Origin of the sequence: Nocardia anaemiae NBRC 100462 (genome assembly GCF_001612725.1) — a bacterium.
GTDB classification, from domain to species: domain Bacteria; phylum Actinomycetota; class Actinomycetes; order Mycobacteriales; family Mycobacteriaceae; genus Nocardia; species Nocardia anaemiae.
Genome location: NZ_BDAZ01000020.1, coordinates 59,252 through 85,480 on the forward strand (window position 1 = coordinate 59,252; position 26,229 = coordinate 85,480).

The window sequence follows — 26,229 nt, forward strand, 5'->3', positions numbered from 1 at the left end:
CGAGCAACCTGTACACAGCGCGCGGAAGGACGATCTCCGGCCGCCGCACAATCCGATCGGAGGGACGCGAGCACCGTGTTCGACCTGATCTCGAGGTATGACGTCCTCGGCGCCTTCTGGGTGACCATCAAGCTGACCGCGTCGTCGGCGGTCCTGGCCCTGATCCTGGGCACATTCGTCGCCGCGATGCGCGTGTCCCCCGTGCCGGTCGCCCGTTTTCTCGGCGCCGCCTACGTCACCATCTTCCGCAATACCCCGCTGACGCTGATCATCGTGTTCTGTTCACTGGGCCTCTACTCCACCATGGGCTGGAAGCTCGCGCCGGAGGGCCCGAACTCGCTGGCCCAGAACAACTTCCGCTACGCCGTACTCGGACTGAGCATCTACACAGCGGCATTCGTGTGCGAGTCGTTGCGCTCGGGCATCAACACCGTGCCGATGGGCCAGTCCGAAGCGGGCCGCTCACTGGGCTTCACCTTCACCCAGAATTTGCGGATCGTGGTGCTGCCGCAGGCATTCCGCTCGGTCATCGCCCCGCTGGGCAGCGTGCTGATCGCGCTCACCAAGAACTCCACGATCGCCTCGGCGATCGGCGTCGCCGAGGCCGCGACCCTGATGGCCAAGATGAACGAGAACGAGGCCGCGCTGATCACCATCGGCTTCATCTTCGCACTCGGCTTTGTGATTCTGACCCTGCCGACCGGGCTGCTGTTCGGCTGGTTGGCCAAGCGATTCGAGGTGGCCCGATGAGTGCCGGAGCTTCGGTTCTTTTCGATGCGCCCGGACCCCGCGCGCGCATCCGAAACCAAATCTATTCGGTCATCGCGATTGTCGCGGTGCTGGCGCTCGGCTGGGTGTTCTACCGCGGCTTTGCCGATAAGGGGCAATTCACCGCCGAGAAGTGGAAGCCGTTCATCGAGGCGGACGTCTGGAAGACCTATCTGCTGCCCGGTCTGCGCGGCACCCTGGTCGCGGCGCTGCTGTCGATCGTGTTCGCGCTGGTGATCGGCATGGTCTTCGGGATCCTGCGGCTGTCGGATCACCGGGTGGTGCGCTGGGTGGCGGGCGCGATCGTCGAGGTGGCCCGGGCCATTCCGGTGCTGATCCTGATGATCTTCCTGTTCTACGTCTTCTCCGATTACAAGGTGTTCAAGGTCGATCAGCTCGCCCTGTGGGCCGTGGTGATCGCGCTGACCGTCTACAACGGTTCGGTCATCGCCGAAATCGTGCGGGCGGGTATCAAATCGCTGCCCAAGGGACAGACCGAGGCCGCGGTGGCGCTGGGTCTGCGCAAGGGGCAGCTGATGCGGTTGATCCTGCTGCCGCAGGCGATTACCGCGATGCTGCCCGCATTGATTTCGCAAATGGTTGTGGCGCTGAAGGATTCGGCGCTCGGCTATCAGATCACCTACCTCGAGATCGTGCGTCAAGGTTCGCAACTCGGTGCGTCCGAACGCAATACGGTGCCTGCACTGATGGTCGTCGCCGTCGTGATGATTCTGCTGAACAGCACGTTGACGGTCGTGGCCAATAAGCTGGAGCAGCGGTTGCGCTCGCGCAAGCGGACCAAGGGCGCGGCCGTCGTGGCGGCCGACTCGATTCTGACCGATGCGACTCCGGGGATGGATATCACGCAGAAGCCGTGAGTCCGGCGGATCTGAGCGCGAGGGGGGCGGACTCGGGTGGATAGGTGGCTGCCGCCACCGAGGTGGCTGCGCGGACGAAGGCCGCCACCGCCGGTGAGTGGCAGTTCTGCGGCCACGCTACCGCGAGTGTGGTCGGTTTCAGGTCGGTGACGGGACGATAAGCGATGCCGGAGCGAGGGTGGCGGCGGGCGACCGAGGAGGGCGGGAACCAGATGCTGTTGCCCAGTTCGACCAGGTTGAAGATCTGGGCCAGATCCCGGACGACACGACGGGTTTCGGAAGGCGGCGCGAGGCCCTCCCGGTCGGCGGGAACTCCGTCGGGGAGCGTTCGACCGGCCAGGTCGGCCAGGCACAGCGTGGCTCGGGCGGCGAGCGGATCGGATGCGGCCAGCGCGACCAGCCGGGGTTCGGTGAGCAGCGGTTCGACGTCCAGGCCACGGTCGTCGTATGGGGTGGACAGCAGAGCGACATCCGCACTGCCCTGCAGCAGGGCCGGAACCTGCTCGCCTCGACCACCCAATATCAACTCCACCGGGACTGCCGCTTCCTCGAGGTGATATGTCTCGAGGATCCGCGGCAGGAGTCCGGCGTCGTAGTCGGCCTTGAGCGCCAGCCGTAACCCCGGTGCGGGCCTGCCGACGTGGCGGGCGCGCTGAGCAGCCGCCGCGACGGCATCGAGTGCGGTCCGCGCGTCGCGCAGCAAAGTCTCGCCGGGCGGGGTGAGTACGACGTGTCGGGTGGTGCGCTCGAAAAGTTGCACCCCCAGTTGACGTTCCAGTTCTCGGATCGCCCGCGACAGGGGCGGTTGCGCCATCCCCAGTCGGTCGGCCGCGCGTCCGAAATGCAGTTCCTCCGCGACTGCCACGAAGTATCGGAGTTGCCGTACCTCCAGATCACTCATATCCCCACGGTATCAACGCTTATCGAATCGGTCCTTCAGGTTCGGTGTCGCGCCGACTTGACTGGCCAGTGCCAAATCACTCGAGCAGAGGTCGTCATGATCGTTGTTACCGCCCCTACCGGCACCATCGGCCGTCAGGTCCTCCCGCATCTCCTCGCCAGCGATGTACCGGTCCGCGTCATCGCGCGTGATCCCGCACGCTTGCCCGCCGAAATCCGCGAACGCGTCGAAGTCGTAGTCGGTTCGCACGGGGATACCGATGTCGTCGCCAAGGCATTCGCGGGTGCCGATGCCGTGTTCTGGCTGCTTCCACCCGATCGGCAGACCGCGAGTCTCGACGCGGCGTTTCTGGATTTCACCCGGCCCGCCTGCGAGGCATTCAAGAGCCAGGGTATCCAGCGCGTGGTCGGAGTTTCGGCCCTCGGGCGCGGCGCCGCGTCGGTCGGGAACGCCGGACTGGTCACGGCATCACTGGCGATGGACGAGCTGATCGCGAGCACGGGTGTGAACTACCGCGCGCTGACGATGCCCTCGTTCATGGACAATTTTCTGCAGCAAATCGAGGCGATCAAGACTCAGGGCATGTTCTTCGCACCGCTGTCCCCCGATTTGAAACGCCCCACCTGCGCAACCCGCGATATCGCCGCCGTCGCCGCCGAACTGCTGCTCGACGACTCGTGGCGCGGATACGACAGCGTCCCCGTGCTCGGCCCAGAAGACCTGTCCAACAACGACATGGCCCGAATCATGTCCGAAGTGCTGGCCCGCCCGATCCGGTTCCGGCAAGTCTCCGGCGAAGCCTACAAAGCCATCATGCTCGAATCCGGCATGTCCGAGACCTTCGCCCAGGGCATGTACGACATGCTGGAAGCAAAGGAGAACGGTCTCGACAACGCCGAACCCCGCACCCCCCGATCCACAACCCCCACCACCTTCCGCCAATGGTGCGAAGAAGTCCTGGCCCCCGCCCTCCAGCTCTAACCGCCGAGGCCAGCCGCAGCCTGATCCGGCAGCCCTGTTCACCACGGCACACGTGCCGTGAGCCATGTGGGCGACCAAGAACGGCCAGCCCGCCAACCGTGCGGGGCACAGCAAGGAGCTCAGCCGGAGTCCGGCGCCTCGAATTACCCTGGGACAGCTCGGCTTCCGCTGCGATGCGACACAGATAGACTGCCGCCGCAACGCGTCAGTGGGCGCACAACCGAGACCTGCTGCAGGGGCAGACTGGCTTATAGCCGGGCTCAGTCGGGGTCCGCCGCGTCGAATTGAGCTTGTGCGAGTTCGGCTTTCACTACGGTGAAGGCGGTGGATTGGTTGTAGCCGCGGCGGGCGAGCATGGCGACGAGGCGGCGGATTGTTTTGTCGCGGTCCAGGTTCGCGGGCATGGTGCGTAGTTTGCGGCGGACCAGTTCGGTGGCGCGCTGTTCCTCGTCGTCGGCGGTGATGGCCTCCAGGGCGGATGCGGCGTCGGACTGGGATACGCCTTTGCGGCGAAGTTCTTGGGCGAGAGCTTGTTTGCCCTTGCCGGAGAAGGTGTGGCGGGAGTGGACCCACTGTTCGGCGAAGGCGGTGTCGTCGATCAGGCCGACCTCGGTGAAGCGGTCCAGTGCGCGTTCGGTGATTTCGGGCGTAAAGCCCTTGGCCGCTAGACGCTGCGCTAGTTCGGCACGGCTGCGGGCGCGGACGGCGAGCAGGCGAAGACACGCCTCCTTTGCCTGCTCGACCGTCCCGCCTTGGGGGCTGCGCTCCGCACGGGACCGCGGATCATCCCCGCCTGCGTGGGGAATAACGGCACCTGCGTATTGCGCACCCTCCTCGGATCCGGCCGCCACCGGATCCGCCCATCGGCCTGCATAACTCTGGAAGTCAGCCGAGTGGGAGTCGTTGCGCCGGAACTCGTTGCGGCGCCCGCGACCGCGCCGGGACCCAGTCGAGCGCGCCCGCTGCGGATCGGGCGCGCTCGACCGAGTTCCCATGATGTCCGAATCGGCCAAACCACCTTCGGCCGACCGGACCCGCTTATCCCCCTGCCCTCTCCCCCGAAAATCCGATCCCCCCGAATCCCGCTCAGCCCCTCGCCCCACTCCGGGCGCATCCGACCGGAAATCCTCAGCCTCCGACCACCGCACCCGATCCAGTTCGGGCTCGCCGGTAGTGGTTGGGACGGGTTGGCGGCCCGAGGCGGAGAGGAGTTCGTTCAGGCGTCGGCGGGCCTCGGTTACCGGATCGGGTCGCGTTGAATCGGGTGCGTCCCGGGTGGGGTGTGGGTCTGGGCGCCGAGGGGTCATCGGATCAGAAGTCGGCGGGGACCTCGGCGGCCGCGCCTTCTGCGGTCACGTCGGCGCCGATACCGAGCTTTTCCTTGATCTTCTTCTCGATCTCGTCGCGGACGTCGGTGTTCTCCAGCAGGAACTTGCGGGCGTTCTCCTTGCCCTGGCCGAGCTGATCGCCCTCGTAGGTGTACCAGGAGCCGGACTTGCGGATGAAGCCATGCTCGACACCCATATCGATGAGCGAGCCCTCCTTGGAGATGCCCTGACCGTAGAGGATGTCGAATTCGGCCTGCTTGAACGGCGGCGAGACCTTGTTCTTCACGACCTTCACGCGGGTACGGTTGCCGACCGCGTCGCTGCCGTCCTTGAGCGTCTCGATGCGGCGCACATCCAGGCGCACCGAGGCGTAGAACTTCAGCGCCTTACCACCGGTCGTGGTCTCGGGCGAACCGAACATCACGCCGATCTTCTCGCGCAGCTGGTTGATGAAGATGGCGGTGGTGCCGGAGTTGTTCAGCGCACCGGTCATCTTGCGCAGCGCCTGGCTCATCAGACGTGCCTGCAGACCGACGTGGCTGTCACCCATCTCGCCCTCGATTTCGGCGCGCGGTACCAGCGCGGCCACCGAGTCGATGACGATGATGTCGATCGCGCCCGAACGCACCAGCATGTCGGCGATTTCCAGCGCCTGCTCACCGGTGTCGGGCTGGGAGACGAGCAGTGCGTCGGTATCGACGCCCAGCTTGCGGGCGTATTCGGGATCGAGCGCGTGCTCGGCGTCGATGAAGGCGGCGACACCGCCCGCGGCCTGGGCATTGGCCACCGCGTGCAGTGCGACGGTCGTCTTACCCGAGGACTCCGGACCGTAGACCTCGATGATGCGGCCGCGCGGCAGACCGCCGATGCCGAGCGCCACGTCCAGGGCGATGGATCCGGTCGGGATCACCGAAATGGGCTGGCGCGCCTCCTCACCGAGCCGCATGACCGCGCCCTTACCGAAGCTCTTCTCGACCTGAGCCAGCGCCAACTCGAGCGCCTTGTCACGGTCGTAGGCCTGTGGTGCCATATCCTGATCCCCTTTTCGACGGGTAAGTCTCGTTCTTGGTTGGCGCCCACATTAGAGGGCGGCACCGACAAGTTCTGGCGACCAGCCTAGACGAACAGATGTTCGAGTCAAGCGACGCGCCCGACAACACGCACCCGAACTTTCCGAACTCGGCAACCACCGCGCTACGGCCGGTCGCAGCCCCTTTCCGAGCGCCGAACACCCCATCAGCGCCCCAGCGAAATCCGATCGCTGTCCAGCAACGTCTGCGCCTGCTTGTACACCCGCAGCGCGGGCGTCACCTCCACATCCGTGATCCCATCGAGCGCACCGAGCCGCTGGGTGACATATCGGTAGAGGTGCGCGGTATCGCGGCACATCAGCGATGCCATCAGATTGGTCGGCCCGGTGGTCGCGGCGATGAAGACGATCTCCGGATGGGTCGCCATCGCGGTGCCAACGGCCTCGAGATCCGCCGGTCGGGTGCGCAACCACAGCGCCGCCCGCACGGCGTACCCCATCCGCTCGATCGCGAAATCGAGATCGAAGTACAGCACCCGGGATTCCACGAGTTCGGCCATGCGACGCGCCACTCTCGTTGCGGTCCAACCGATTTCGGCGGCGATCTGGGCGTACGGCGCGCGACCGTCGCGACCGAGTAGCGCCAGCATCGCCTCGTCCTGCGCCGAAAGTTCCACCGGCGCTTCGGGTCCGGTATCGGCCCGCCACAACGGCCGCGGGCCGAGTTCGCGCAGTTGCGCCGCGGTGAACAGGTGTCCGAAATGCGGCCACTCCTCGTCGAGCGGGAACCGGTGGATCACCTCATGGGCCGTCAATCCGATCACCTGACTGGCCTGGGGCAACGTCTGCATCAACAGCTTGTCGCGCCGCTCGACCGAGCGCGGCCTGCTGACGCAGGTCACCTCGGATCCGGTGGACAGCAGGGTGACCCAGCTCAGATCCGGAAAGCGCGCCAGCGATTCGGCCAGCCGGGCCGCCTTGTCCGGAGTGGACCGCAGCCGGATCACCCAGCGCGCATGCCCGAGCGGCACCGCGTTGACCTGCCCCGCCACATGCAAAATGCCGCGCTGCCGCAGCGATCGGTAGCGCCGCGCCACCGTCTGCTCCGAAACCCCGAGGATGGCGCCGAGCTTGGCGAACGGGATGCGCGCATCGGTCACCAGCGCGTGCAGGATCTGCTTGTCGAGCACATCGAGCACGGAGGAATCCGCGCCATCTTCGGATTGCATAGGAGGAATCTAACGCAAACGGCCGCGTGACTATGTGGATATCAACGGCTGCCGCACGCTGAGTGTCGATATCGTTCGAATCGCCTCGGAGGCTCCCGTGAGGAAATGGCTGCCCTTATTCGCCGCGTGCCTCGGCACGCTGATGCTGCTCATCGACGTCACCATCGTCAATGTCGCGCTGCCCGACATCGCCGCCGATCTCGGCACCGGCCTGTCCGGACTGCAGTGGGTGATCGACGGATACGCACTCGCACTGGCCGCGCTGCTGCTGGTACTCGGTTCGCTTGCCGACCGGATCGGCGCGAAGCGCGCCTATCTGGTCGGGCTCGTCGTCTTCGCGCTCGCATCGCTGATCTGCGGGATTGCCGATACCTCGGCGAGTCTCATTGCGGCGCGGGCACTTCAGGGCATCGGCGGAGCAGCGATGTTCGCGACCACGTTGTCGCTGTTGAACTCCACCTACACCGGCCGTGATCGTGGTGTCGCCTTCGGCGTCTGGGGCGCGGTCTCGGGTGCGGCGGCCGGAATCGGTGTGGTACTCGGCGGTGTGCTCACCGAGGCGCTGTCGTGGCGGTGGATCTTCTTCGTCAATCTGCCGATCGCGGTATTGGCGATCGTATTGACTGCCATCGTGTTCCAGCCCTCGCCGCGGCACGCGGATCGAGCTATCGATGTGCCGGGCATGCTCGCGTTCGCCACCGCGGCGACGGCGGTCACCTACGGTGTCATTCGCGGCGGTGAGTACGGCTGGTCCGATCGTCCTACCTTGCTCGCCCTGGGACTGGGCGTGGTCGCGCTGCTGGTCTTCGTATTCATCGAATCCCGCAGCGCGGCAGCGATGTTCCCGCTGACACTGCTCGGCAATCGCGACTTCGGTGCCACCCTGGTCTCCGCGTCCGGCCAGACGTTCGCGGCCTTCGCCGCCACTCCCTTGCTTTCGCTCTGGCTGCAGCAGCAGTTGCATATGTCGCCCATGCGGGCCGGACTGGCCATGCTGCCGATGGCGGCGACGGCATTCGTGGTCGCCGGTGCGTTCGGCAAACTGCTGCACGACGTTTCGCCGAAGTGGACGATCGGCGCGGGCTTGGTGCTGGTCGGTATCGGCACCGGGCTGCTCACCATCATCGACACCGAATCATCATGGGCCGCATTGCTTCCCGGATTCGTGGTGATCGGCGCGGGTATCGGCGTCAACGCGCCCGCGCTGGTCGCGGTGGGGATGGCGGCGGTGCCGCCGCAGCAGGGCGGGATCGCCGCTGGCGCAGTGAATACCGCACGGCAGCTCGGCCTCGCACTGGGAGTGGCGGTGCTCGGCACCGTATTCCGCGAGGCCGCCGATGACAGTCGGCCGATGACATTGGCGCGGTTCGTGGATGGGTTGGATGCGGCCTTCGGCGTCGCGGCCGGAGTCGGGATCGTATTCGGCGTGATCGCATTCGGTCTGTTCCACCGCCAGCGTCGGGTTACCGACGTTCCGGCCCAGCCGGAAGCCGTCGTCGCCTGAGCACCAGCCAGTGCTGCCGCAAGGCCGGGCATCCCGCACACGCGGCGCCCGGCCTGGAGACGGGGTACCCGACAATACCGATTACCGCTGCGGTAGAACGGATTCGTCGCCTTCCGAACGCGGGCCGCGGATGCGGCGGTCGGATTCGTCGATGCGAACATCGTTGATGCTGGCCTCGCGCCGCGACATCAGCCCTTCCTGCGTGAACTCCCACTGCTCGTTGCCGTAACTGCGCCACCACCGGCCCGATTCGTCATGCCATTCGTACTGGAAGCGGACCGCGATGCGATTGCCCTCGAATGCCCAGAGGTCTTTGCGCAGTGCGTAGCCATTTTCGATGGACCACTTTCGGGTGAGGAATTCGACGATGGCGGCGCGTCCGGTGAAGAACTCGTCGCGGTTGCGCCACACCGAATCCTCGGTGTACGCGGCGGCGACGCGCTCGGGATCCCTGGTATTCCAGGCATTCTCGGCGGCCCGCACCTTTGCCCTGGCGGATTCCAGGTCGAACAGCGGCAGCGGAGGTCGCATTGCAATTCCCTTCTCGGGTAACGGGGTCAGGGGTTGACCGGAGACAGTTCGGCGGGGCCCCAGCGGAGCTGGCCCGCGCCGGGTACTTCGATTACTTCCGTAATGGTGAAGTCGATCGAGCACTGAGCTCCGGCAGTGAAGGTTTCCGGCGCCCAGGACAATTCGGCGGTTCCGGTGAGTTGGAGGGTTCCGCCGGTGGTCCAGTCCGGGATCAGGATCCCGCAGCGTGGGTTCACCGCGATGTTCCCGAGTGTCATGAACATCGAATTGCCCTGGTAGTCCGGCCATCTCAGCCTGGTAGGTGAAAGTACCTGCAGGAAGCCGGGATTCCCGCCACGATGGGAGGCATCGGCATTGCCATCGGTATCCGCGGTGGCGACGAAGAAGGTATCCGCCGCGGCGATCAGTGCACGCTGGCGCGCATCGAGGTCCGTGCCATGCCGGGGCGCTGGTGGATCGACACCGGGGCGATACGACTCGATCTGCCTGCGCGAGATGTACTTCGGACAGTTCGAATACACCTGATCGACGGTAATCCGCAGTCCCGTCTCCGTCGGGGCAGCCGAACCGTTGACGCGCATTCGCCTGCGCCGCTCCGGCTGCAGCGCGATCATGCCGATCCGGACCGGACGAGTCAGCGTTTCGCGTAGCGGATCCCCGGCGGCCGGAGATGCGTCGATCGCGATCGTCTCGGCATCGATGACGTGCACGAACCCCGGCGATCCGATCAACGAACCCGCCCACACCCGACCTGCCGGGTCCGCGGCCGCGATCACGACCATCGGCTGCTGCGCCAGGAAGCCCGCCGCGATATCCGGGATGTCGGCGCGAATCATCCGCCCCACCCGATCGGCGATATGCGCCTGGCCCATTCGCCGCTGCACGGCGACCTCGCCCGAATGGAAGGGGGTCATCAGATCCTCCTGAACTGTTCGACAGCGCTACGGGCTCAGAAGAATCCGCACGTCGGGGCGGCACCGCTGGGTGCGGGAGCGGATTCGGCGCCCGTGGGCGCGTACACCTCGAGGCGGATGCCGTCCGGATCGGTGAAGAATATGCCGCCGGATGCGACGCCCTCGCCGTGCGCGACAACGCCGTCGTGGGCAAAACTCACCGAGAGTTCACGCAGCAGCGCCTCGATCGAGCGCACCTGTTCGATGGTGTCGACTTGGAACGAAAGATGATGCAGGCCAGGGATTTCGGTGGAAAACGTGCCATCGGACTGCTGCCAGAGGGTCAGCACCAGTTTGCCGTTCGCACCGAGGAAGGCCCAGCGCCTGTCGTCGTCGGTGCTGGCCGCGAGTTGCTCGAAACCGAATGCGCGGCGATAGAAATCCACCGATCGGTCCAAATCGGAGACATTCAGTCCGACATGTCCGGTGGCGAGCTGAGGCGCGATGGCTGTCGTCATGGTGATCCTCCTGGGAATTTGTAACTATTGTCTTGCGTTTGAACAGTTAGAAACATAACCCCGGCCGACACCTGCGTCAACCTATAAAATCGAGTTAGCTAGTTAGAACGGTGGTGGTTGCCGTGGAGGCGAAAGGGAGATCGTTACCCTCAGGTATGCCCGATCCACGCCCCCACCTCGGTGAACCGCTGGCGCTCGACCTGCTGAACACCCGGTGGAACCAGGACGGACCACAGGATCTGCTCACCGATGTCGCGGGCCTCGGCATCTGGCTGGCCACCGCTGGACTCGACGATCGCGCGAAGGCGGACGAGCGCACCCTGCAGGCGGTACTGGCCGCCCGCACCGCCATCTACGACGTGGTGAAACACGCCTCGCACGCCGCACTCAACGAGATACTCGACCACGGCCGGATCCGACGCACTCTGACCGATGCCGGTCCCGCCGATATGGTCGACGTACCCGAAATCACCTGGCTCCCAGGCTGGTTGGCTGCCGACAATCTGCTGCGACTACTGGCCCAGGCACCCGACCGGATCCGCCAGTGCGCCCATCCGGACTGCGTGCTGTTCTTCTACGACACCTCGAAAAACGGCACCCGCCGCTGGCATTCGATGGCGACCTGCGGCAATCGCACCAAGGCCGCACGCCACTACGCGAAAAAGGGCTGAGCTCAGAAGAGTTCGTCGAGCAGTCGGTAGTAGTCCAGTCGGCGCCGGTCCGGCTCGGCGAGCCCGTAGGCAGCGTAGAACGCGCTCAGTTCGTCGGCATCGAAGTCTTCGCGCAGATCGCGATCGACCAGCGCCAGATCGCGGTATCGATCCGCGACACCCAAGCCGCCCACGTCGATCAGCAGACCACCGGCCAGGACATTGGACGGGGTGAAATCACCATGCGCGACAACGAGATCCTCGTCCGGCGGACGTTCGGCGAGCAGTCGCTGGTAAATCTGTTCCGGCGTCGAGCCTCGATTGTCGTCGTCGAAGTCGTCGACAACGACCAAACCCTCGAGCACACGGCGCCGCGCCTGGGCCAGCATGACATCCAATCCGGCGTCGAACGGACACTCGGCGACGGGAATGTCGTGCAGACGCCGCAGCAGCCCGCCCATGACCGCACCCACCGATGCTGTCGGCTCAGCGGCCAGACTCGGCAGTCCCGCGTCGGCGAGAACCAGCACATCCTCTTCGAAAACAGCGACGCGCGGAACCTGAATCTCCTTGTCCCGCAACCAATTCAGCCGGGCAAGCTCGGCCGCGGCCCTCGGTCCCCGCTTGACCCAGTACGCGCCGTCGACGTGCGCGACATCGCCGCTCATCCCCTCGTGTTCCTCCGACCAGGCGGGATGGTCACCCAGCACCGCGGCGACCCTCGGCGGCAAGGTCGTCGGCAGATCGTCGAGGAGGTCGAGGGTGGTGCGCGTGGATTCGATCAGCTCGGCGTCTCCCTCGACGACGCGCAGTTTCAATGCCTCGGTCAGCCGCGCCCTGGCCTCGGACAGTCTGCCCTGTTCGGCGAGGGCTTTGCCCAAATGCTGCAGCGCGAAGGAGAGCACCTCGGAGTCGCTGGCACGGTCCACGGCTCGGCGATATAGCGTTTCGGCGGTGACAGTGTCACCCCAGTAGCGATAGACATCGCCGAGATTGATCCAGACCGACGTCCGGCGATAGTCGCTATCCGCGAGTTCCAGGGCGCGATCGAGGTGATCGAGAGCCTCGGCGTAGCGGCCGAGCAGCATCAGCTCGATGCCGATCTTGCGGAATTCGGCGAAGTCGACCGGTCGCGCGGCCGCGACCCGAGCGGCCAGCTCCCCGTGATCAGTGGGGATCATGCGCAGCCGCTCGTCGAAGCGGTATCCGTGGTCGGTCACCGCTGCGCCGCGCTGCCGCTCGGCTCCGCCGTGACCGGCGATGCTGCGTTCATCGTGCCCTCGCTGCGGTGCATCACCAGCGTGATCTCGGTACGTCGAAGTCGGCGCAGAGCGCCCGCCACACGTCACGCGGATCGATGCCCGCCTCGATGGCGGCGGCGCCCGTCCGCCCACCCAATGCCGGGATGGTGTGGTCCCTGAGCAGCGCATCGCCGCGGGCCACACCGAACTCGGTGTGCAACAGCTCCTGGAACTCCGTCAACCGCACCGTATTCAAGATACTCGCGCCGATGCGGCCGTTCACTCGGGCCGTTCGATTGCCCTCAGCGCCGATGATCCCGGGCGAACGGGCGACTAGTGGGTCCGCACGCTGAGCACGTCGCGGCAGATGCGGATCGGGTCGGCGACTTCCGCGATACCCGCGGCCGCTCGTCGCGCCGCGTCCCGATAGTCGGGCGTATCGAGCACGTCCAGGACCGCGGAACGTACCGCATCGGCGGTCAGCGGGCGGACCAGAATCGAACTGCCTTGGCGGGCAGCGCGATTGGCCAGTTCCCACTGGTCGCCACCACCGGGGACCGTCACGATCGGCACACCCGCGAGCAGGGATTTCGCGAGCAGACCGTGGCCACCGCCACCAACCACAACCGAGGAGTGGGTGAGCAGTTCGTCTTGACGGCCGAGTCCGGCGGTAGCCCACGGCGGCAGATCGGCAGGCGGGGTATCGAGCATGGAAATTGCCACCCGAACACCTGCTCCATCCAGCGCGGCCAGCACGGTTTCGACCATGCCCGCGACCCCGGTGTGCGCGGTGGACGGTGCCACCATGACCAGCGGCTCGTCACCGGGCGGTGGTTCGAGGATTTTCGGAGTGGGCTCCCACAGCAGCGGGCCGACTATGTGGGTGTGCTCGGGCCAATCGGGGCGCGGCACCTCGAGCGCGGGCAGGGTGGCGATCAGGCGTACGGCGGGGCCCGGGTCGACGGCGGGCAGTCCGACGCTTTCGCGGGCCTGCTCGCGCTGACGCACACCATTGCGGATGGCGCGGGCGGTCATGGTGCGCAACATGCCGTCACGCAGGCGACCGCGCACCCCCGCCCCAGGTGCGAGGCCACTTCCGATGGGCGGCAAGGCTTTCGACGGCAGATACAGCGGATGCGGTGACAGCTCGACCCACGGCACCCCGAGTCGCTCGGCAGCCATCCCGCCACCAGCGGTCAGCACATCCGACACCACGAGTTCGGGGAGCATCGCGCTCAGATCGGGCAGGATTTCGGTCGAAATATGCGCCGCACGCTCATGAATGCGCTGACCGGCATCGCTATCGTCGTCGACCGTGCGCGGCGCCAGCCCCTTGAGTCTGCGCACCGCGATACCCGCCCGCTTGGCGGCGTCGAACCAACGCGGTCCCGTGAACAGCACCGGATCGTCACCGGCGGCCAGGAACCGTTCGCACAGCGCCAGCGCCGGAAACGCATGGCCGGGATCCGGCCCGGCAACAACGGCAACACGCATGCGGCCAGCCTGCCACATCGATCTGGGCCAACCGATTTCAACACTTCCCCACCCATCCGTTACCCTTGCTCAGCAACACCGGTCCGGGTGGCGGAATGGCAGACGCGCTAGCTTGAGGTGCTAGTGCCCTTTATCGGGCGTGGGGGTTCAAGTCCCCCTCCGGACACAGAGCTGTGGCATTTATGCCCCAAAAACCGGGTCCGGGCATCGCCTGGACACTCTGTTCTGGTCGTACACCGCCACCTGCGGGTTTGCTCCGTTTGGTGGTGGTCGATGTGACCGATGACACAGTATCTCCGCTGATCCCTTCCTTCTCCTCCATAGGGCTCGTCGGCGGCGATGGCTGCGGAATCGGTGCCGGTCTGCCGATGGCGACCGTGGAGCAACCACCGGCACACACCGCGGTGTACAGCGTACGGCCGGTCGACACCAACGGGCGCGTGGTCGACAAAGCCGTTCTGCGAGCGCTGGATTGGCACCCCGGTGACCTCCTGTCCTGGCGGATCGCTGCGGGGCTGATCGTGATCACCCGCCCCGGCTACGGCCGCCGCGGGATCACCAAGCATGGGCATCTATCCCTGCCCGCCCATGCACGACGCGCCGCAGGCATCCAGCATCACGACCGGGTCCTGTTGGCCGCCGATCCTGATCAACGCCTGCTGGTGGTTTTCCCACCGCATGTCCTCGACGAGATGGCCGCTCGCCGCTTCTGCGAGGGGGTGGGCCGATGAGCGCGCGCAGCGACGCCGACATCGCCGCCGTCAGGATGATGATGGACCGGCTCAATCTCACCGTCGCCCAGATCAGCGACGACACTCCTCCGGCCACGAGCGTCCCGACCTTCGGTGACTACATCCCTGCCGTCCGGGACAGCATGCCCGCGAGCCGGACTCGCGACCACTACCAGACATACTGGACGAAGATTCTTGCCCAGCCGGGGTGGGCCGACCGGGCATTGAACGAGCCGACTCCCGTGGAGTTGCAGGGGCTGTGCGAGGTGATCAAGACCCAGCGACTGATCCGCCGCAACGGGCGCGACGGACGGGAAGTCGTCCGCCACGTCATCGACGCGCTGCGCCGCGTCTACAAGCACGCCGAAGACAACCGGATCATCGACCCGCGCGACAACCCGGCCGCGAGGCTGACCAAACCCCGGCGCACTCGATCCAATCGGCGCGCGCTCCCCGAAGACATCCTCACCGAGATCAACCGCGTCGCCGCTACCACCGGCAACGACCCGCAGCTCGACACCCTGCTGCTGCGCCTGCACACCGAAACCGCCTGCCGCCGTGGCGGTGCGCTGGCCTTACGTCCCCAAGATCTCGATCCCGTGCAGTCGGTGATTCTCTTACGGGAGAAGGGCGGCACCGAACTGTGGCAGCCGGTCTCCCCCACACTGATGCGCGCGCTGTGCCGCCACGCCGAACAACGCGGAGCCGCACCGAACGAGCAACTGCTGCGTACACGCAACGGCAAGCCCATCACTCGCCGTCGCTACAACTACCTGTTCGAGCGCCTCGGCCGATATCTGCCCTGGGTCATCACCCACGGCATCTCCATCCACTGGCTGCGCCACACCACAACCACCTGGGTCGAGCGCCACTACGGCGGCGCGACCGCACGCGAATTCGCCCGCCATGCCCTCGGCAGCGCCGGACCCACCGGCGTCTACACCACGGCAACAATCAACGAAGTCGCATCCGCCCTCGCCCACCTCACCGGGGAACCCCACCCCCTTGCCACAACGGACACGCCAGCAAAGAAGAACCATATGACGACATAAAGACGGAGTCAGGCAGATTGTCTGCCCCGAGGCCGGCGATAGCCACTGGGACGAACTCTTCGACATTGGTCCACAACGAATGCCGGTCCTCGGGGCGACCCCGGGATATGCGCTGCCCGATCCGGGTTTCGAGCATCACCCACCGCGCCCACCGCGCCCACCGCGGGCAGTTCACCGGCGCGACCTCACCCATGGCAGACCCGTTTCGAGCGGCGCTTCCAGCCGCTCCCAACAATCGGCCCCCAGGGCTTCGTTTCACCGATCGAGCAGGAGCCATAAGCGCGACAACATTGCGGTCTGGGCCATGTGCAGCTGGATCGCCCGAATCCGCCTCAGCCCTCAGCCCTCAGCCCTCAGCCCTCAGCCCTCAGCCCTCAGCCCTCAGCCAGGAAGGGACACCAATGCATCAGCACGCCAATACCTCTCGACAGCGGGTCGCTGAAGGTGTTGGATACCTCACAGAGCTTTCGTTGCAGGTACCAGCACCACAACCGCGCCGCTACAGCGCGACGGCTTGGGAGGGGGTCCCCCGCATGGACATCGACCTCACGTGTCCACACTGCCGCCAGCTCGACTCGGTTCAGAGTGTGCCCGCGTTGAATGCGGATGGTGTGTCGACCAGTTCCGGAACGGACGTCTATTCCGGCGTTGGTGTAGCTTCAACCGGCCTGGTCCCGGTGTTCGGTACTGCCACGGTTGAGCGCACGCACACCACATCACTTGCACGGAGTCTGGCCCGCGAGCCCGCACGTACTCCAGCCGGGCGCCTGACCTTCTTTGCGCTTGTGCTGCTGTTGCCAGCGATGTGCTGGATCGTTCCGGCAATCATCTCGGTCGCCGATCCGTATCCCGGAGTATCGCGATCGGTCGCGGCTCTTTCCACCGTGATCTTCTTCGTGGTCCTGACAACGCCTGGCGGCCTCCTGCTCAGCGTCGCTGTACGTCGTATTCGCCGCAACGGGAAGATCGTACGAGGACGTCGACGCGCTCACGCCGTATGGCAAGCCGGTTTCTACTGCCATCGATGCGGTGTCGCGTTCTGGCCCTTCTCGCCAGCACCGGGCATCCCTTCACGACAAGCCTTCGCGCCGCAGCACTTCCGGTGGTTCGTGTGGAACGCCGGTGGTTACGCCAGCGCCTGAATCCAATATCGAGTCGGAAGAGGTGGTTGGTGTGGCGGTCGGCCTCAGTGATGCACTCGCCGACATTGTGTTACCGGTTGCGCGTGCGGCGGTGATCAGTTGCCGGGCTTGTTTGACGCTGATTTCGAGCAGATCAGCGATATCTTCGTCGGTTTGACCTTGGTCACGGATCACTGCGGCGGCAACAGCTTGGTCGGCGCGGTGGCGGGCGATCTCCTCAGTGGCTCGTGATTCGACTGCGCTGATCTGCTGGCGCAGCGCCTCGATTTCCTGGTCACGCTTGGCTTCACACGTCGTGATCGCCTGCCAATCGATGAGGTACCGCTTCACCGCGTCGGTGATCGCTCGTTCCCGCTGACGTGCCTGTTCTCGGCGTTTGCGAATACGCGCACGCGAGCGTTCCAGTCGCTCAAGGGCTTCCGGGGATCGAACTGTCCGCGGTGACCGCGGCGGACGACGCGACGACATGACCGACCTCCTAGTCGGGTCTGCCTGCTGATTCTCCCGCGATCGATCATACTCCGGCACTCGCGTGGCATGTCTCGGTTGTATTTCAACGATGATCTGTCGATTTCGATTCCTGCGCTCGCCCAGACTGGCGACCAGTGCTCCAGCACTTGTGATCTGGTCGCCGCAGTCTTGCCGCTCAGCTAACTCGGCGTACGCCTGATCCAGGTTGCGAGCAAATTCGGAACCAGATCCAGGCGTTATCCGCACAGGTTGGCGAGCAGAAAGTCGCGAGCGACACCGGAGGCTCGTTGAAACTGCTCCTCGTACACAGCGAAGTGCGGGCCGGGGATCAGGGCCAGTTGTTTAGGTTCCAGTGCCTCGGCGTAGCTCTGCAACGCGATATCGGCAGGTGTCAGGCTGTCCTGATCGGCGATCACCATCAGCAGGGGTGTCGGAGATACACGGCGTAGGAACGCTTCTGGGGCGTAGGACTGGAACCTGTCGATGCTGGAGAGGGTGACCTCGTTGCGCCAGGTCGGGACTTGCGGCCCGTTGGCCATCAACCAGTTGTAGACCTCGATACCGGGCATGGCGACGAGTTCGGTCGGATCGTCGGAGGCCGCCTTGATCGTCTGGTGTGGTTTGCCGGAGGCGCGGGCCTGGCGGTCGGCGGCGATGGCCGCATGCACGGTCGGCAACATGATCGCCGGCACCAAGCTACGGAAGTTGGCCCACCCGTTGGTCAGTGGCACCTGCGATACGACCGCGCGCACACGCCGGTCGGTCGCCGCGACCACCACAACGTGGCCGCCCGCGAAGCTGGTTCCCCAGACACCGATACGTTCCGGGTCGATACCGTCCAGGGTCTGCGCGAAGGTGATCGCATCACGGTAACCCTCGATCTGCGCGAAAGGGTCTACCTCGTAACGCGGTTCACCATCGGAGGTCCCGAATCCGGGGTGGTCGTAGACCAGACAAGCCAAACCGGCCTTGCTGAACACCTCGGCAAACGGGGCGACCCATTCCTTGACGCCCGCGAATCCGTGCGTCATCACCACCAGCGGGACGAGGCCCGACGCCTGCTCGGGCCGATACAGCCAACCCCGCAAGGTCACTGCGCCACTGGTGAATTCGATATCGACACGCATCGCGGTTCCTCCCATTGCATCCGTCTTGTAATCAACGTACGGCGCGGGTGATCTGCTGTCGAAGGCTTCTCAAATCCTTGCGTCTGACCAGCTTTGAGCAGCTGCATGGTCAGTGCTGTTGGCAGGTCTCCTGACTCGTGGGGTATCGGCCTCCACTGCGCCCACCTCCCGTATCCAATTCCGCGGCGGCCGGTGTGCATAGCTCCATTCCCGGTGGCCGCGTATCTGATCGGGGCCACGACTCAACACCACCGCCGTGGCGGCCAATATTCGACGATCCCCGCTAGATGGGATCTTCACCAGCTCACCGCTGCACGACGCCTACGTCGGAATTGCCCCGCACGGGTGTCGCGCATGCCGACGTCTGGACAGGAGCGACCGCGATGATCGATCATGCCGATGGATTGTTCCCTCTCCCTGGGGCGTTCCCGGATGATGCTGTGCCGGTGTGCTGGTCGTACGGCCTCGGGGTGAAGAGCACTGCGGCGATCGTGCGGACGTTGTTGGATCCGGGGTTCCGGCCGCCGGAGTTGCGGAAGGATCTGTCGAATCTGATCGTGATTGTCGCCCAGACCGGTGATGAGTGGTCCAGTGCCTGCGATTTGGTCGCCGAGCACGTCCTGCCGTTGCTGGCCGAGCGGAGGGTGCGGCTGGTCGAGGTGGCCCGAGCAGGTCCGCGCGCCGCGGACGGCATCGTTGTAGGGCTATCCGCGGTTGGAGGAGTTCTATGTCGCGGCACCTGATTCGGTTGCTGATAAGGCGCGCGGGAAGTTCGAGATCCGATGGCGTGGCCACGCCGATCCCACGCTGCTGGCACTCGAGGACACCGCCGAGACATTCATCCCCTCGGCATCTCTGCGCGCCGCCTGACCCTGCCGCGGCACTGCCCGGCCCTGCGCAGGATCCCATGAACATCGACAGCGATACAACGCGTTGCGCTCTTCCCGGACAGGAGGATATCCGATCATGGCTCGACCGAAAGTGATCATCGACTGCGTCGCCAGCCGCTACCAAGGCCCCGACGAGCGGATCGTCGAGATCAGTCACGCCTGTGGTGGCGGGCTGATCAGCATCCGCGCGACCGGCTCCGGCCGACTGGTTATCGACCTGTACCGACTTCACGACACCGTCTGTCGAGGTCCACGCGCCCGCTGCGGCGACGCCCCGCATGCCACGGCCACGCCGAAATACCAACTCACGCAACAGAAAGAGGTGAGTCATGATCGAGGTTTTCGAGCTGATGAGCTGGCTGTCCGGTCTCGATTCGACGGGCCAGGTCGGTGTCGCGGAGGGCGGACTAAGGCTGGTTGAGGTGCGGAACGACGACCTCACCGCTGGCGCCTATATCGAGGTCGGGGGATGCGCCGAGGAGCCCGATACTCGCACCGACCAGACCGGATCCGCCGAGGTGACCGCAGGACCGGCACGGACGACCGCTGCGCCGTATCTGGCGGTGATCACGGTCGCGGATCTGCTGGGGATGGTTGGTGGCACGCTCACCCGCGCTGAACTCGGGCAGGTCCGTGCCCGGGTCAAGTCTTCGAGTATCGGTGAGGTGCTCGGTGATGTGGTCTTCGCGGTGACCGAGGCGCGCCGCCGTGAACTCACCGATTCCGTGCGGGCGTTCGGTGATGGCACCGCCTTCGCCGGTTGCCTCGGCGCGGTACAGCTGGCGTCGGTGCCCGCCGAGCGGATCGGATCACTGTTCACCGATATCGAAACCGCCACCGGATTGGCGTTGGTGCGGGTCCGTTGCGGCGACGACGCCTGGTTGGGTGTCGAGGATCCCGCGACCGGCCGTCTGTTCGAGATCGACGACCTGTTCGACGCCTGGCTACACGGTGACAGTGCCTCCCCCGGCTTGACCACCCATTGGGTCGGGCACGTGGTCGACAGTTTCACCCGTGACGAACTGATCCAGACCGGGCCACACGACTATGTCCTGCCCGAAACCGTCAGGGGCCCATTGACCTGATCCACTGCGCACGGCAGCCGGCAGACCAACACACGCCAATTATATGCATTCATGCGCATGTTCATATTCAAGAAAGGGTAGTGGTGACGGTGGTGACGATTTCCCATACCGCCGTGGAAGGCACCGTGTTGGAAGGCACGGTCCGTGGCGACGGCACCTGTGAAGTGACGACGGGAGTGAGAAAGGCTGTCGGGCATTGGCGGTGGGCTCGCAGCCTGGGCATGTGGATCGTGGTGTCCTCACGTGATCGCCAGCCCAAGCAGTTCGCCATCGACGCCGCCGCGAAAGCGTTGCGGGAGGCCGGGTTCGACGTCGAGATCGAGATCGATCGCACCGCCCGCCCGCCCCTGCTCGCGGAAGGCGACCGCGCCGCACGCCAAGCCGATCGGGTGCAGGCGTTGCAGGACAAGGCGATCCGCAAGGACGCGAAAGCTGTCGCTGCCGACTCCGCGCACGAGCGTGCTTATCAGGCGTTGCCGCCGGGTGGTGAGCCGGTCAAGATCGGCCATCACTCCGAACGCCGTCACCGGCGCGCGATCGAGAAGTCGTGGGATGCTTGGGACCGGTCGGTGCAGGCCGGTCGGGACGCCGATCACGCGCATGTTCGCGCCGACGCGGCGGCGCGAACCACCGATCACCGCTACGCCCCACGCACCGTGGCGAATCGTATCGAGGCCCTCGAGGCCGAACAGCGCGGCGATCAACGCACCCTCGACGGTCACACGCGCGTGATCTCCCGAACCGCCGACGGTGAGGTCCAATACGCCGAAACCCACTCCCCCGCAACGGGTGAGTACCGGCAGCGAGTCATCGACAGGATGGCCCAGCGCGCCGGTGAGATTGCCTACTGGAACCAGGTCCGCGATCAACAGATCGCCGACGGCCTGACGCCGGGCTGGGGGCCCGCGGATTTCAGCGTCGGTGACTTCGTCCGCGTCGGTGGCCGCGCGTGGCGGCAGGTCACTCGCGTGAATACGAAATCGGTGTCGGTGGCCAACATTCCGCAACAGCGCACGCCGCTGCACACCATCCTCGGCAAGCAGACCTGCCATCGCGAGGTCACCACCGACTACACCGTGCGCTACCACGAGATCACCGCGGTGATGACCGAACCCGAAGCCCGCGACCGGTTCCCGGATGTCTTCGAGGACCTCGACGCGAGCCCGTTGCCGCCGCGTCCGAAACGTCGTGGCGGGAAGACCAAACTCGACCATCACCGCGGCCCGCAGTCCGATCGCTGGTACTGGAAAATCGGTGGCCTCGAATACGCCGCGGTGTGGGCGCACCCCGACCGCTGGTATGCCACCCCACCGGAGCCGGTCACCGACCCGGGGGTGGTGCGGGTGAGCGCGCAGCGCCGCGAACCGGGCCGATTACGCGGTGAGCCGATCGAGCTGCCGGTCACCGAGTTCCCGGTGTCGGGGCCGGTGTGCTGGCCCGAAGAGGTCCATAACCAGGTCCGGGTCATCGTCGAGGCCCGTACCTACCTGCCCGCCACAGCGGCCTGACAAACAAACCCTGTCACCGCCGCCCCGCATGGGTGCGGGGTGGGCTCGTTGATCTCATGAAGGAGTTGTTCGCCATGTCCGCAGACCAGCCGCCACGACCAGTGCCGCCGGAGTTCCTCGCCCAGCGGCGCACCACCCTGTCCCCGAACCCGAACTCCTGGCGGGCGTGCCTGATCTGTGGCGAGGTCGCCGACGTTTCCGGAGCGGACCGATGAGCCGGGTGCCGGAGTTCGAGCAGTACACCGCCGCGATGCGGAACCGGACCGCGGAGTTGATGTGTTTCGAGGCCATCGGCTACGTGCGTGGCTGGTGCGACGCGCGTGGGGTCGGTGCTGGGGAGGCGATCGATTTCGGGCATGCCTTCGCCGTCCTCGTCGCCGCGGGCGGTTCGCGCCCGAATATCGCCGACGCTTGGACCAACTGGTGCCACGGCCGCGACATCGGCGCCGGCCCTGAGTTCGAGTGCACCCGGCCCGCAGCCCTGCGCCCCTGAGCTCGGCCTCGCTACCGCGGTCGTCACCAACGACTTCGCCGACACCGCGATCGCGCGGCGCCGCCGGTCGCGGGCGCCGGTCACCCAGATCGGGCAGCCATTCTCCGGCCCCGTCCGGGCGGCCAACTGAACACACCACGTCATCGGAAGGAAACCCGTATTCGTCATGCCCGCTCCAGCATTCGCCGTCAGCGCCTACACCAATTCCACCGACTACGGATCCGCCTACACCTTGTTCGCCTCCGACGACGCCCCGATCCGTGGGCAGGTGTTCGCCGACATGGCCGAGCATCACCCGGTCATCGACCAGGTCACCGAGACCCGCCCGATGGTGGTGCTGCGGTTCTTCGGTCTCGTCGTCGAGGATGAGCGCCTCGGCAATCCCCGTGTCACCGCCCGGTTCGAACCCGGCCCGACCGGGCGCGGCGCGACCACGCTGGTGTGTCTGGGCGAACCCGGCTACCTGAACGTGCATCTGGGGTATCCGCTGGACACGGCCGACGCGGATATCCGTGAGCTGGTGTCCGACACCGTCACCGAGATCACCGGTGAATTCCTCACCGATGACCGCGCCGCCCGCTATCGGCACTGGGCGGCCGAGCAGCGCCGCCAGAACACCGCCCGCGCCCTGGAGGCCATCCAAACCCTCGAGCAACTCGCATGTCGCCGCCACGCTACGGCCCGCGCCGAGGTCGACGCGTCGTGGGCGCTGGTGGCCGCACTGCGCCAACAGCACTGAACCCGCACGGCGGCCCACGCCTGTACTCCCTGCCCTGTCACCTGTATCTGCCTGTCGGAGAGGAGTTTTCACTCATGTCGATCGCTACCTGTGTGCGTCACGCCGAGTTGGGGGACCTGGTCGGGCTGCTGAATGCTCAGCAGGCCGCCAAACTCGATGTCGTTGCCCCGGCATCGGCGTTGCGCGCCAGTGATGGTCTGCTGCAGTTGTCCGGGGTGGAACCGGTCATGGACGAGCGGGGTTTCACCCTCGTCGACGGCCTCTACCGGCCCACCGCCGCCGCCGACTCCCACCTCGGATCCAAGCTCAAGATCCCCGTCGGGTACCTGAAGTGGCTGCGTGAGGAATCGCGCACCGATCTGTACGACGCCAACATCAACGGCCTGCTGCACGGCTGCGACGACCCGCGCCTGCCCAGCACGGGTGATGACCGGTCGTTTCTGCTGCGCCTGTTCACCTCCGGAGTCCCCGACGAGCCCGGGATACTGCGGGCGGTGCTCTCGGATCGCTACGGGATCATCGACAACCTCGACGTCCTCACCGCCGTACTGGAGGGCATCCGCCAAGCGGATGCGGATGTGTCTGTCCGTTCGTGTGATCTGACCGAGTCCTCCATGCACTGCAAGGTGTACTCACCGAAGGTGCGGGCGCTGGCACCGAGTTTCCTGGCGAACTATCGAACCCCGTTCGCCAACCCCGACCTCGAAGCCGAACGCCGCCGCGCCACAGGCGAACTGGATCGATGGCGCCCGGTCGCGGCCCGCGAAGGCCACGGCTATCGTCCCGGCAGCGAGCCGATCGTGTTCGCCGGGTTCCGGTTCTCCAACTCCGAGATCGGCCATCACGCGGTCACATTGAAACCGGAACTGATGGTCGAAATCTGCGGCAACGGGCTCACGTTGCCGATGTTCGCCTACACCAAACGCCATATCGGGGATCGTCTCGAGGTCGGCGGCAGCTGGTCGCAGGACACCTACCGCAAACGCCTGGCGGTGATCACCGCTGAAACCCGCGACAAGGTCGCCGAGTGGCTGTCCCCGGAGTTCTTGACCGCCCGTGTCACCGAGTTGGAGCGACATGCCGCGACTCCCGTCGCCCACCCCGAACGCACCATCGAAGTCGTGTCCAAGAAGTTGGGGTTCACCGAGGACGAACGCACCGGCATCCTCAACCATTTCATCGCCGGCGGCCAGCTCACCGCCGCCGGGATCGCCAACGCCGTCACCAGCTACTCCCAAACCATCCCCGACCCTGTCCGCGCCGACACCCTCGACGACCTCGCCCTGGAAGCGATGTCCCTCGTTTGAGCGCCACCGGCAGCCCGTGGCACAGCCCGCCGACCGGATCTAGTCGTTGTTCTCCCTCATCCATCCCCCTGTGGGCCCTCACCGGGCCCCGCCACGCAAGGAGGTTGTTTCCGCATGCCCGACACCCTGACCATCACCCGCACCGAGTTCGATAGCGCCGAACATTTCGGTACCGCCGGGACCGTCACCGCTCTCGGTGAACCCACCGTCACCCGCTGGCGTGAGCAGCACCCGGACTGGAAAGCCAAGCACTGGGGCTACAGCGCCCCCGACGACCACGGCGCGCGGTTCCTGCGCCCGATCAACGTCGCAGCCCGCACCAAGAACTAACCCTCGCAACCGAATCCACCGCGCCGCCCCTCGGGCGGCCCGCCACCGGTTCACCCCTCGCATATCCGCTCAGGCACCGGCCAGTCCAAAGCTGGCCGGTGCCTACCTGTTTCACGATAGGAGCCATATTCGATGTCACACGACACCGACACACCCACTCCCGACACCATCGATACCGGCACAACCATCACCATCGACGACGCAACACCCGACGCGAGTGAGGTCGCCGCCGAGTGCGACAGTGCGGTGCCCGCTGCGCCGGTGGCGGGTCGGGGGCCGATGATGGATCCCGCCGAGCTCGATATCGACGAGAACGTGCGTAAGACCTTCCGGCTCGAAGACCACTCCGATGTTACCGAGTCCATCCGTGAGCACGGTGTGAAGAACCCGATCAAGGTGATCCGGATGCCCGGCGGACGCCACGTCGTGCGCGACGGGCAGGTCCGCATCCTGACCGCGCTGGCGTTCGAACAGTCCGAGGTGCCGGTGTGGGTCACCGACTTCGACCCCTCGGTGGACGCCGCTGAGGCCGAGATCGACCGCATCACCGAGCAGATCACCGTCAACGACCGCCGAATCCCGCTCACCGATGGCGACCGCGCCGCAGGCATCGCGCAGATGCTCGACCTCGGAGCCTCGGTCACCCGGGTCGCGAAGGCGTTGCAAACCAAACGCGACGACGTCAAACGCGCGGGCAAGATCGGAACCTCTACCACTGCCCGCGGATTGGTCGACGAGGGCCAATACGACCTCGAACAGGCCGCGCTCATCGCCGAATACGACAACCTCGGCGACACCGACGCCGTGCAACGACTCATGCGCGCCAACCGCAACTGGTTCTCCTACGAGGCCAACCGGATCGCGCAAGACCGGACTGAAACGCGTGCCTACCTGGCCGCGGCGTTGCCCTACGCCGAAGCCGGAGTCGGGATCCTCACCAATTACCCCGACGACGCGCAATTCACCGACGACGGACCACTGGTATTGGCGGCCGACCTGGCCGACACCGACGGCACGGCCGTCGATATCAGCCACATCAACGCCCACCCCGGTTTCTGGCTGGTGTGGCTGGAGGTCGGCGAGGACATGGTGTGGGTCGAGGTCGACACCGGCGCTCTCATCGACCCCGACACCGTGGACTGGGACACCCGCGAGCACCCCGATACCGAACCTGCCGACGGGCTGCGCCACGCCCGCGAGGTCGAACAACGCGAACAGATTCTCGCCGAATACTTCCTGCCGCGCGACCGGCTGGAGGCAGCCGGTCTGCGTGAGCGCGAGAAGGACACCGATACCGATACCGGTGCCGACGGCACCGACACCGGCGACGCCTTCCAGGACGAACAAGACGGCCACGGCGGGGGCGACGAGCTCGCTGCCGCGCGTCGGGCTGCGGCGGAAGCCGCCG

29 protein-coding genes and 1 tRNA gene are annotated in these 26,229 nt (G+C 65.9%); 18 read left to right on the plus strand and 12 right to left on the minus strand.

Going from position 1 to position 26,229, the window contains the following annotated elements; genetic code table 11:
- Positions 1–75: 75 nt before the first annotated feature.
- A complete protein-coding gene (locus tag NA5_RS14210; protein WP_062985899.1) occupies positions 76–750 on the plus strand; it encodes an amino acid ABC transporter permease in 675 nt (224 codons plus the stop codon).
- Entirely contained in the window at positions 747–1,646 is a 900-nt protein-coding gene (locus NA5_RS14215; protein WP_062985901.1) for an amino acid ABC transporter permease, read from the plus strand. Before NA5_RS14210 ends, NA5_RS14215 begins: the two co-directional genes overlap by 4 nt.
- On the opposite strand, the gene NA5_RS14220 is transcribed toward NA5_RS14215, so the two are convergent.
- The gene (locus tag NA5_RS14220) at positions 1,630–2,547 is read right to left on the minus strand and encodes a LysR family transcriptional regulator (protein WP_062985903.1); all 918 of its coding nucleotides are present in this window, start codon (positions 2,545–2,547) and stop codon (positions 1,630–1,632) included. The genes NA5_RS14215 and NA5_RS14220 overlap by 17 nt on opposite strands.
- A 96-nt stretch (positions 2,548–2,643) precedes the next feature.
- Here NA5_RS14220 and NA5_RS14225 point away from each other — a divergent pair, with 96 nt between their 5' ends.
- Positions 2,644–3,528: an NAD(P)H-binding protein gene (locus NA5_RS14225; protein ID WP_062985905.1), complete on the plus strand. Its 885-nt coding sequence runs from the start codon at positions 2,644–2,646 to the stop codon at positions 3,526–3,528.
- A 260-nt stretch (positions 3,529–3,788) separates the two neighbouring features.
- Here NA5_RS14225 and recX read toward each other — a convergent pair whose 3' ends face one another.
- From recX to NA5_RS14240, 3 genes are all read right to left on the minus strand, one after another.
- Positions 3,789–4,334, minus strand: coding sequence for a recombination regulator RecX (gene recX, locus NA5_RS14230; protein WP_062985969.1), 546 nt, complete (start codon positions 4,332–4,334; stop codon positions 3,789–3,791).
- 505 nt (positions 4,335–4,839) lie between these two features.
- Positions 4,840–5,886: a recombinase RecA gene (recA, locus tag NA5_RS14235; protein WP_062985907.1), complete on the minus strand. Its 1,047-nt coding sequence runs from the start codon at positions 5,884–5,886 to the stop codon at positions 4,840–4,842.
- 206 nt (positions 5,887–6,092) lie between these two features.
- On the minus strand, positions 6,093–7,115 hold the full coding sequence (locus NA5_RS14240) for an Lrp/AsnC family transcriptional regulator (RefSeq protein ID WP_062985909.1): 1,023 nt from the start codon (positions 7,113–7,115) through the stop codon (positions 6,093–6,095).
- Positions 7,116–7,212: 97 nt separating this feature from the next.
- Here NA5_RS14240 and NA5_RS14245 point away from each other — a divergent pair, with 97 nt between their 5' ends.
- Positions 7,213–8,619: an MFS transporter gene (locus tag NA5_RS14245; RefSeq protein WP_245672229.1), complete on the plus strand. Its 1,407-nt coding sequence runs from the start codon at positions 7,213–7,215 to the stop codon at positions 8,617–8,619.
- Positions 8,620–8,700: 81 nt separating this feature from the next.
- Here the strand turns inward: NA5_RS14245 and NA5_RS14250 are convergent, their stop codons facing one another.
- The 3 genes from NA5_RS14250 to NA5_RS14260 are packed head-to-tail and all read right to left on the minus strand — an operon-like array spanning position 8,701 to position 10,561.
- Positions 8,701–9,150 (minus strand): nuclear transport factor 2 family protein, encoded by a 450-nt coding sequence (locus NA5_RS14250; RefSeq protein WP_062985911.1) that lies wholly within the window; start codon positions 9,148–9,150, stop codon positions 8,701–8,703.
- A 26-nt stretch (positions 9,151–9,176) separates the two neighbouring features.
- Positions 9,177–10,064 (minus strand): pyridoxamine 5'-phosphate oxidase family protein, encoded by an 888-nt coding sequence (locus tag NA5_RS14255; RefSeq protein ID WP_062985913.1) that lies wholly within the window; start codon positions 10,062–10,064, stop codon positions 9,177–9,179.
- A gap of 35 nt (positions 10,065–10,099) precedes the next feature.
- Positions 10,100–10,561 (minus strand): VOC family protein, encoded by a 462-nt coding sequence (locus NA5_RS14260; RefSeq protein WP_062985915.1) that lies wholly within the window; start codon positions 10,559–10,561, stop codon positions 10,100–10,102.
- A gap of 155 nt (positions 10,562–10,716) precedes the next feature.
- On the opposite strand from NA5_RS14260, the gene NA5_RS14265 reads away from it, so the two are divergent.
- Positions 10,717–11,232: a CGNR zinc finger domain-containing protein gene (locus tag NA5_RS14265; protein WP_062985917.1), complete on the plus strand. Its 516-nt coding sequence runs from the start codon at positions 10,717–10,719 to the stop codon at positions 11,230–11,232.
- A gap of 2 nt (positions 11,233–11,234) precedes the next feature.
- On the opposite strand, the gene NA5_RS14270 is transcribed toward NA5_RS14265, so the two are convergent.
- The 3 genes from NA5_RS14270 to NA5_RS14280 all read right to left on the minus strand — a co-directional run bounded on the left by NA5_RS14270 (position 11,235) and on the right by NA5_RS14280 (position 13,946).
- Positions 11,235–12,431: an aminoglycoside 3'-phosphotransferase gene (locus NA5_RS14270; protein WP_245672230.1), complete on the minus strand. Its 1,197-nt coding sequence runs from the start codon at positions 12,429–12,431 to the stop codon at positions 11,235–11,237.
- A 73-nt stretch (positions 12,432–12,504) separates the two neighbouring features.
- Positions 12,505–12,699, minus strand: a complete 195-nt coding sequence (locus NA5_RS14275) for a DUF3046 domain-containing protein (protein ID WP_062985975.1) — start codon at positions 12,697–12,699, stop codon at positions 12,505–12,507.
- 86 nt (positions 12,700–12,785) lie between these two features.
- The gene (locus tag NA5_RS14280; protein WP_062985919.1) at positions 12,786–13,946 is read right to left on the minus strand and encodes a glycosyltransferase; all 1,161 of its coding nucleotides are present in this window, start codon (positions 13,944–13,946) and stop codon (positions 12,786–12,788) included.
- A gap of 81 nt (positions 13,947–14,027) precedes the next feature.
- On the opposite strand from NA5_RS14280, the gene NA5_RS14285 reads away from it, so the two are divergent.
- The 4 genes from NA5_RS14285 (at position 14,028) to NA5_RS40340 (ending at position 16,871) form a co-directional block, all read left to right on the plus strand.
- Positions 14,028–14,112, plus strand: a tRNA-Leu gene (locus NA5_RS14285).
- A 109-nt stretch (positions 14,113–14,221) separates the two neighbouring features.
- A complete protein-coding gene (locus NA5_RS39260; protein ID WP_157110402.1) occupies positions 14,222–14,677 on the plus strand; it encodes an AbrB/MazE/SpoVT family DNA-binding domain-containing protein in 456 nt (151 codons plus the stop codon).
- Positions 14,674–15,729, plus strand: a complete 1,056-nt coding sequence (locus tag NA5_RS14295) for a tyrosine-type recombinase/integrase (protein WP_062985928.1) — start codon at positions 14,674–14,676, stop codon at positions 15,727–15,729. Before NA5_RS39260 ends, NA5_RS14295 begins: the two co-directional genes overlap by 4 nt.
- Positions 15,730–16,262: 533 nt before the next feature.
- Positions 16,263–16,871 carry a hypothetical protein gene (locus tag NA5_RS40340; protein WP_157110403.1) on the plus strand — a complete coding sequence of 203 codons (609 nt, stop codon included), beginning with the start codon at positions 16,263–16,265 and terminating at the stop codon, positions 16,869–16,871.
- On the opposite strand, the gene NA5_RS14300 is transcribed toward NA5_RS40340, so the two are convergent.
- Both NA5_RS14300 and NA5_RS14305 read right to left on the minus strand, forming a co-directional pair.
- A complete protein-coding gene (locus tag NA5_RS14300; RefSeq protein ID WP_062985930.1) occupies positions 16,800–17,201 on the minus strand; it encodes a hypothetical protein in 402 nt (133 codons plus the stop codon). The genes NA5_RS40340 and NA5_RS14300 overlap by 72 nt on opposite strands.
- 377 nt (positions 17,202–17,578) lie before the next feature.
- Entirely contained in the window at positions 17,579–18,469 is an 891-nt protein-coding gene (locus tag NA5_RS14305; RefSeq protein WP_063813374.1) for an alpha/beta hydrolase, read from the minus strand.
- Between the two features lie 383 nt (positions 18,470–18,852).
- Between NA5_RS14305 and NA5_RS14310 the strand changes: the two genes are divergently transcribed.
- From NA5_RS14310 to NA5_RS14345, 9 genes are all read left to right on the plus strand, one after another.
- A complete protein-coding gene (locus tag NA5_RS14310; RefSeq protein WP_062985934.1) occupies positions 18,853–19,212 on the plus strand; it encodes a hypothetical protein in 360 nt (119 codons plus the stop codon).
- A gap of 476 nt (positions 19,213–19,688) precedes the next feature.
- Positions 19,689–20,444, plus strand: a complete 756-nt coding sequence (locus tag NA5_RS14315; protein WP_062985936.1) for a hypothetical protein — start codon at positions 19,689–19,691, stop codon at positions 20,442–20,444.
- Positions 20,445–20,536: 92 nt separating this feature from the next.
- Complete coding sequence (locus tag NA5_RS14320; protein ID WP_157110404.1) at positions 20,537–21,952, plus strand: DUF3560 domain-containing protein; 1,416 nt, start codon at positions 20,537–20,539, stop codon at positions 21,950–21,952.
- Positions 21,953–22,026: 74 nt separating this feature from the next.
- The gene (locus tag NA5_RS40345; RefSeq protein ID WP_157110405.1) at positions 22,027–22,167 is read left to right on the plus strand and encodes a hypothetical protein; all 141 of its coding nucleotides are present in this window, start codon (positions 22,027–22,029) and stop codon (positions 22,165–22,167) included.
- Complete coding sequence (locus NA5_RS14325; protein ID WP_062985939.1) at positions 22,164–22,445, plus strand: hypothetical protein; 282 nt, start codon at positions 22,164–22,166, stop codon at positions 22,443–22,445. Before NA5_RS40345 ends, NA5_RS14325 begins: the two co-directional genes overlap by 4 nt.
- A 166-nt stretch (positions 22,446–22,611) precedes the next feature.
- On the plus strand, positions 22,612–23,184 hold the full coding sequence (locus tag NA5_RS14330; protein WP_062985940.1) for a hypothetical protein: 573 nt from the start codon (positions 22,612–22,614) through the stop codon (positions 23,182–23,184).
- Positions 23,185–23,258: 74 nt separating this feature from the next.
- The gene (locus NA5_RS14335) at positions 23,259–24,491 is read left to right on the plus strand and encodes a hypothetical protein (RefSeq protein WP_062985941.1); all 1,233 of its coding nucleotides are present in this window, start codon (positions 23,259–23,261) and stop codon (positions 24,489–24,491) included.
- 114 nt (positions 24,492–24,605) lie between these two features.
- The gene (locus NA5_RS14340; protein WP_062985942.1) at positions 24,606–24,821 is read left to right on the plus strand and encodes a hypothetical protein; all 216 of its coding nucleotides are present in this window, start codon (positions 24,606–24,608) and stop codon (positions 24,819–24,821) included.
- A gap of 132 nt (positions 24,822–24,953) precedes the next feature.
- The coding region (locus NA5_RS14345) for a ParB/RepB/Spo0J family partition protein (protein WP_062985944.1) at positions 24,954–26,229 on the plus strand (1,276 nt) is incomplete at its 3' end.